The organism is Dysgonomonas sp. 521 (assembly GCF_010501055.1).
Classification (GTDB): domain Bacteria; phylum Bacteroidota; class Bacteroidia; order Bacteroidales; family Dysgonomonadaceae; genus Dysgonomonas.
Genome location: NZ_QVMO01000058.1, coordinates 27,456 through 33,626, shown reverse-complemented (window position 1 = coordinate 33,626; position 6,171 = coordinate 27,456). Strand labels below are relative to the sequence as shown.

Genomic DNA, 6,171 nt, shown 5'->3' with positions numbered 1-6,171 from the left:
CTATTTGCCTCCTACGGAGACATATTCTTCAGTCAGTTCCTGCCACGGGTTTTACCCGTGGTTATCCACCTTCAGTCCCTTCGGGACAATAAGTTACTGTGCTTTTTAACCCTTGATTCGCATTACTACATTAGGTGTCTAACCCTTCCCCCTTTGGGGACTTCCCTTTATCAAAAGGGAAGAATGCCTTACGCATCAAACGGCATCTGTCTTCGCTTTGCGACTCTCGCCTCGCTTCTCCCTCTCCTTTTGGGGAGAGCCGGGGGGCGGGAGTGTCCAAAGGGAGAGGGGTTAAAATCTAAAATATTACAATAATTTCTTTTTAGTACTTATATAAAACGATATCTAAACAATCACTTATTTCTGACGTTATATTTGAAAACATTTAAATCGGATTATATGCTCATCCAGTTTCTTTTTATCCTTGTAGCTATTATTGTGGGGGCACGCCTGCAAGGCATAGGGCTTGGCGTAATGGGCGGACTCGGACTGGCTATTCTCGTTTTCGGATTCGGGCTGGAACCCACCTCTCCGCCTATCGACGTGATGCTGATGATAGTTGCCGTAATAGCTGCGGCTAGCTGTATGCAGGCGGCGGGCGGGCTCGACCTGATGGTTTCCCTGGCCGAAAAATTCCTGCGGAGACATCCGCAACGTATTACATTGTTCAGCCCTGTTGTCACTTATCTGTTTACATTCGTGGCCGGAACAGGGCATGTGGCTTACTCTGTGCTGCCTGTGATAGCGGAAGTGGCACACGAGACAAAGATACGTCCCGAACGGCCGCTTTCGATAGCCGTAATCGCATCGCAACAGGCTATTACAGCCAGTCCCATATCCGCTGCTACGGTAGCATTGCTAAGTATGCTGGCCGGATTTGATATTTCCCTGCTGAATATACTGATGATAAGTATCCCTTCCACAATTGTAGGGGTACTGCTCGGCGCGCTTGTCAGTATGCGCATGGGAAAAGAGCTGCACGAAGACCCCGAGTACCTGCAACGCCTCAAGGCCGGGATGTTTGATCAGGATAAACGTACCGATAAAGTTGACAGCAGACTGAAAAGCAAAGCCGGGTTGTCTGTCCTCATATTTATCCTTGCCACAGTGCTTATCATCCTTTTCGGCTCTATAGACGGATTACGGCAGATAGGCGATAAGACTTTGGAAATGCCCATCATTATCGAGATACTGATGCTCTCTGCGGCGGCTCTTATTTTGCTCTTTACACGTACCGATGGTATAAAGGCGGCGCAAGGTTCCGTCTTTGTAGCAGGTATGCAGGCGGTAGTCGCCATCTTTGGGATAGCATGGATGGGAGATACCTTTATCAATGGGAATATGGAACAGCTCCGTTCGTCTATCGAGGGTGTTGTAAGGTCTATGCCGTGGATATTCGGCGTTGCCCTGTTTGTGATGTCAATACTGCTATATAGCCAGGCGGCGACCGTTCGTGCACTGATGCCGTTGGGAATAGCACTGGGGATATCCCCCTGGATGCTGATTGCACTTTTCCCCACTGTAAACGGATATTTTTTCCTGCCTAACTACCCTACAGTAGTGGCTGCTATCAATTTCGACCGCACGGGAACCACCCGTATCGGGAAATGGATACTCAACCATTCATTTATGTTGCCCGGTCTGGTAGCGACTATCGGGGCAGTATCTACCGGATTGTTAATCATTACCCTGACAGGACTATAAAATCATAGTACATGACAAAAATAGAATATTACCTTTCAATCCCTCGCCCTCTGGGCATTCCCGACCCCACCCCGGCTCTCCCCAAAAGGAGAGGGAGAAGCGAGGGGAGAGACGCAAAGCGAGGACAGATACTGTTTCATCCGTCAGGTACTCTTCCCTTTTGATAAAGGGAAGTCCCCGAAGGGGGAAGGGTTAGAATAGTCGTATAATTTTTTATCATGTATTATAAAATAAACATTATGAAAACTGAAAAAGAAAAAATGCTTGCCGGAGAATATTATGATGCAGGCGATCCCGCGCTTATTACCCGATGGCATCTGGCAAAAAAGTTAACAGAACGGTACAACAGGACTGACAGTACCGACAAGGAGACACTGGATACGCTTCTGGGCGAAATACTGGGTTCGAAGGGCGAAAATGTATGGATCACAGCACCCTTCTATGTAGACTACGGCGAGAATATACATATAGGGAACAATTGCGAAATCAATATGAACTGTGTATTTCTTGATTGCAATAAAATCACGATAGGGGATAATACGGGTATTGGCCCCAGTGTACAGATATACGCCGTTACGCATCCTGTAAAACCCAACGAACGCCTGTCGCAGAATACGGAGGAAAATGCCGCCCCATCTTTCTGGAAAACCTATTCGGCGCCCGTTACCATCGGTTCTAATGTGTGGATTGGAGGCGGGGCGATTATACTATGTGGTGTAACCATCGGCGATAATACGACTATAGCCGCCGGAAGCGTGGTAACGAAATCTATTCCTGCAAACTGTCTGGCTGCAGGTAACCCGTGCAGGGTAATAAAAGAATTGGAATAACAGGCCTCGGAGAATATCTTAGTCCACAATTTTTGATTAATTTTACAGTTCTTATCCACAACGGCATCATTACACCGATTAAATCTATAGTAGATTGTATAGAAAAAAACAAAAATATTATATTACTGTTCTATATATCATTTGTTTATGCTGCGTGTCTAAAATAGCAGCGCAGATCAATCCAAATGACACGATGCCTGTTCTATTCGGGCAGAATGTGGAAAAGTCCATTTATACCGATGAGCATAAGAAGCATGGTTCGCTCTATACATGGGCATGGGGAAAACATTACAGGGACATATACTACAAAGCGGTAACCGTTCCCGGTTTATCCCTAAATACATCTTATGGCGGATTATCCCTTGTCAAGCACCTTCCGATGCTGCATATTTATGTTTGGGGTAACAAGAAGAATCAACTATTCCTGCTCAAACCACTGGGAGGTTCATCAAGTTTTCTGGAATCTAAATTTTTCAGGGATGTGTACCGCCATGAAGATTTTAAAGATACATACCTGAACGATTTTATTGCAGAAGCCTATACGATTGTTCATCCCTATATGTTTCTTGTATCCGAAAGCCTCGCAAAGTCGGCAAATATCTGCGCCATAAATTCCCATATCTACTATCTGGCGCAGAGCAATACGACAGATACGATTCTGAATTATAGCTATTTAAAAGACAGGCTTGTGAGTGTGTCCCGATTACCCGAAATAAAAGAAAAGAATGTGCTCACCAGTGCCGATGTATTGATTGACAGTTTGCACAACAACCATTATACATCTGTCGATCAAAGTACATACATCAAGATGAGGCTGTTCGATATGCTGATAGGCGACTGGAACAAAATATCTGAAAACTGGTATTGGATACCTGCTGCAAAAGGCGACTCGGTTGTCTATCAACCGCAGGTAGTAGACAGAAGCCATGCTTTTACCAAAGTGGACGGATTTCTTTTTAAAGGTATGCTAGGTATACTTGGGGTAAACTTCATTACCAACTACGAGGCTTACATAAATAATATAAAGAAAATAAATACATTAGCCCTGCCTTTGGATATTGCGTTGACACAGAACAGTACCGCTGCTGACTGGCGGAAGCAAGCTCAAATATTGAAATCGGAACTGACTGACTATGTTATAGATGAGGCATTTGCCAGCCTGCCCCAGGAAATGCAGGATGAAGATGTCCTAAGATTGAAACAAAACCTAAAAACAAGGCGTCGGAATCTGGAAGGCATAGCCCGGAAATATTATACGGACTTGCAAAGGAATCCTGTAATAACAGGTACGAACAAAGACGACAGATTTGTAATCGACCAGAATGGGAAAGAACTCCATATACGTGTCTACAATGAGGAGACCGATCGGCTTACCCTGAATAAAAAATACAATCCGAAGCATACCAAAGAGATATGGATATACGGATTGGAGGGAGACGATAGTTTTGAAGTAAATAAAGGGAAAAGTAATATTGCCGTCCTGCTGATAGGCGGTAAGGGTAATAACGACTATGACGTAAAGCAAGGCAAAAATGTATTTGTCTACGAATGCGAATCCAAAAAAGATTCCCTGAAATCGCTGAAAAAAGCAAGGGTTATAATTCCGAATGACGAAAGCGCACTGGAATATGACTACAAGCAGCTGCGCCATACATCGTTCTCCATTACCCCGATAGGAATCTATGACTCGGATATGGGGCTCAATCTGGGGACTTCCATGTCGTATACGGTATACGGGTTCAGGCGCGCGCCATATACAAGGATGCATCAGATAAGCTATGATGTAAAGAACGGGTTTATATATCAGGGCATCTTCCCAAGCTATAATGAGAAAAAGAGCCTCCATGTAATGGCACAGGTGGGTAGCCCCGCCTACTTTACCAACTTCTTCGGATTCGGGAACAATACCGATGGTTTTAAGGATGAAAATAAGAACTACAACCGAGTGAATATCAACAAGTATATGCTGAAGCCATCACTCTATTATAATATCAGCAAAGGCCAGACTTTCAATATCTATGCTGCCGTAGAGGCCTATAAGGTAAAGAATCCTAAAAACCGCGACCGTTATATCAATGAATTTTATGAGGACGACAATTCTATTTTTGCCTCTAAATTTTTCATTGATTTAGGGGCGGCTTACGAACTGGATAAGAAGATGCGGCATTTCGTTTCTTCCGTGAAGTTATCCGTTTCGTCGGGCTGGACAATGAATACAAGAGACCCGCAACGGAATTTTGCTTACCTGAAAGGGGAGCTTGGAGTGAACCTGAAACTGACGGAGAGAATTACTTTCGCGACCTTATTTAAAGGGAAATCGATTTTTTCCGACAAGTACGACTTCTTTCAGGCAGCGACCACCGAGCTCAGAGGGTACAGGAATAACCGTTTTATCGGGCAACACTCATTTTACCAATATTCTGATATAAGGCTCGATATGGGACGCCTCGACAATCCTTTGACCCCGCTCAATTACGGTATTTTTATAGGGGCAGACCACGGACGTGTATGGTATCCAAGCAATGACTCTCAAATGTGGCACTCATCTTATGGCGGAGGGGTCTGGCTTACATTGTTGCGGAAATTCACAGGTAAAATATCTTACTTCGGCTCTAGTGACGCCAACAGGTTTATGTTTCAGTTGGGTATGGGGTTCTGAAAGAATCAATTTCCATCTATATATAAGGGGACGCATCCTTTGGGTTGCAGTATACTATTATAAATCAATCTTCTGTTTTTCAGTCAGGGTTCTAAGTCCACGAAGTGGGCTAATATGGATAACTACGGGTACAACCCGTGGAAAAATCGGATAGGGAGAGACCGTCTCCGTAGGAGGCGAATGACATTTGTTTTTGCTATTTGCCTCCTACGGAGACATATTCTTCTGTCTGTTCCTGCCACGGGTTTTACCCGTGGTTATCCACCTTCAGTCCCTTCGGGACAATAAGTTACTATGCTTTTTAACCCTTGATTCGCATATATGAATAATGCGAATCAGTATTTGCTTTTGTTTAAATTATATGTTCAATTACATTAGTCGTTTTACATACGCTTCGCTCCTGTGAACGTTGTTTGTCGTGACTCGGCATAACATGAATTTTTAATTCAGTTCTGCCCTCGCTACTTAAAACGTTCTTTTATTTTTTACATAAAGTCTATCCTAAGCTAAATACATTAGTGGCAGCTCCCTACTGCCGCGCCCTCCCGGGCTTGCCCCTTCTTTTGGCATTGCCCAAAAGAAGGCAAAAGGCTAGTGCTTTGTCCCTCGGCGACCCACCAACGGCTTGCCGGCTAAACGGGACGAAACTCGCCTTCGGCTCGGACAACATCCCGTTTCACGCCGCCTGCACCGGGTGGGTACCCCGCCTGCGGAACGTATGCACGGAGTCGCAACGCAACGCCGAGACAGAGGATAGACCCTGCAAATCAGGCGTCAGCCAGCGCCGTTAGCCAGCGTACGGGGTACCCACCCGGTGCAGGCGGCGTAGAATGAAGTGCGGGCGCTTTTAAGCATCGTCTGCCAATTATTGCAATGATGAATCTTTCATCACTTCATTCAGCCGGCAAACCGATGGTGGGTCGTACGGCGAAGCGGGGCGCAATGCTTTTTTGCTTACTTTTGGAGCTTTGGCCAAAA

General features: G+C 45.1%; 3 protein-coding genes. All 3 read left to right on the top strand.

Annotation, left to right across the window (positions count from 1 at the left end; translation table 11 throughout):
• Positions 1–399: 399 nt before the first annotated feature.
• The 3 genes from D0T84_RS15335 (at position 400) to D0T84_RS15325 (ending at position 5,193) form a co-directional block, all read left to right on the top strand.
• On the top strand, positions 400–1,704 hold the full coding sequence (locus tag D0T84_RS15335) for an anaerobic C4-dicarboxylate transporter family protein (protein WP_163308763.1): 1,305 nt from the start codon (positions 400–402) through the stop codon (positions 1,702–1,704).
• Between the two features lie 239 nt (positions 1,705–1,943).
• Positions 1,944–2,534, top strand: coding sequence for a sugar O-acetyltransferase (locus tag D0T84_RS15330; protein ID WP_163308738.1), 591 nt, complete (start codon positions 1,944–1,946; stop codon positions 2,532–2,534).
• 154 nt (positions 2,535–2,688) lie between these two features.
• On the top strand, positions 2,689–5,193 hold the full coding sequence (locus D0T84_RS15325) for a hypothetical protein (protein ID WP_370525512.1): 2,505 nt from the start codon (positions 2,689–2,691) through the stop codon (positions 5,191–5,193).
• Positions 5,194–6,171: the final 978 nt, after the last annotated feature.

Excerpts from the sequence above, each read along its gene's own strand:
- D0T84_RS15330 (WP_163308738.1), top strand. The coding sequence starts at position 1,944 with ATGAAAACTGAAAAAGAAAAAATGCTTGCCGGAGAATATTATGATGCA.
- D0T84_RS15335 (WP_163308763.1), top strand. The coding sequence starts at position 400 with ATGCTCATCCAGTTTCTTTTTATCCTTGTAGCTATTATTGTGGGGGCA.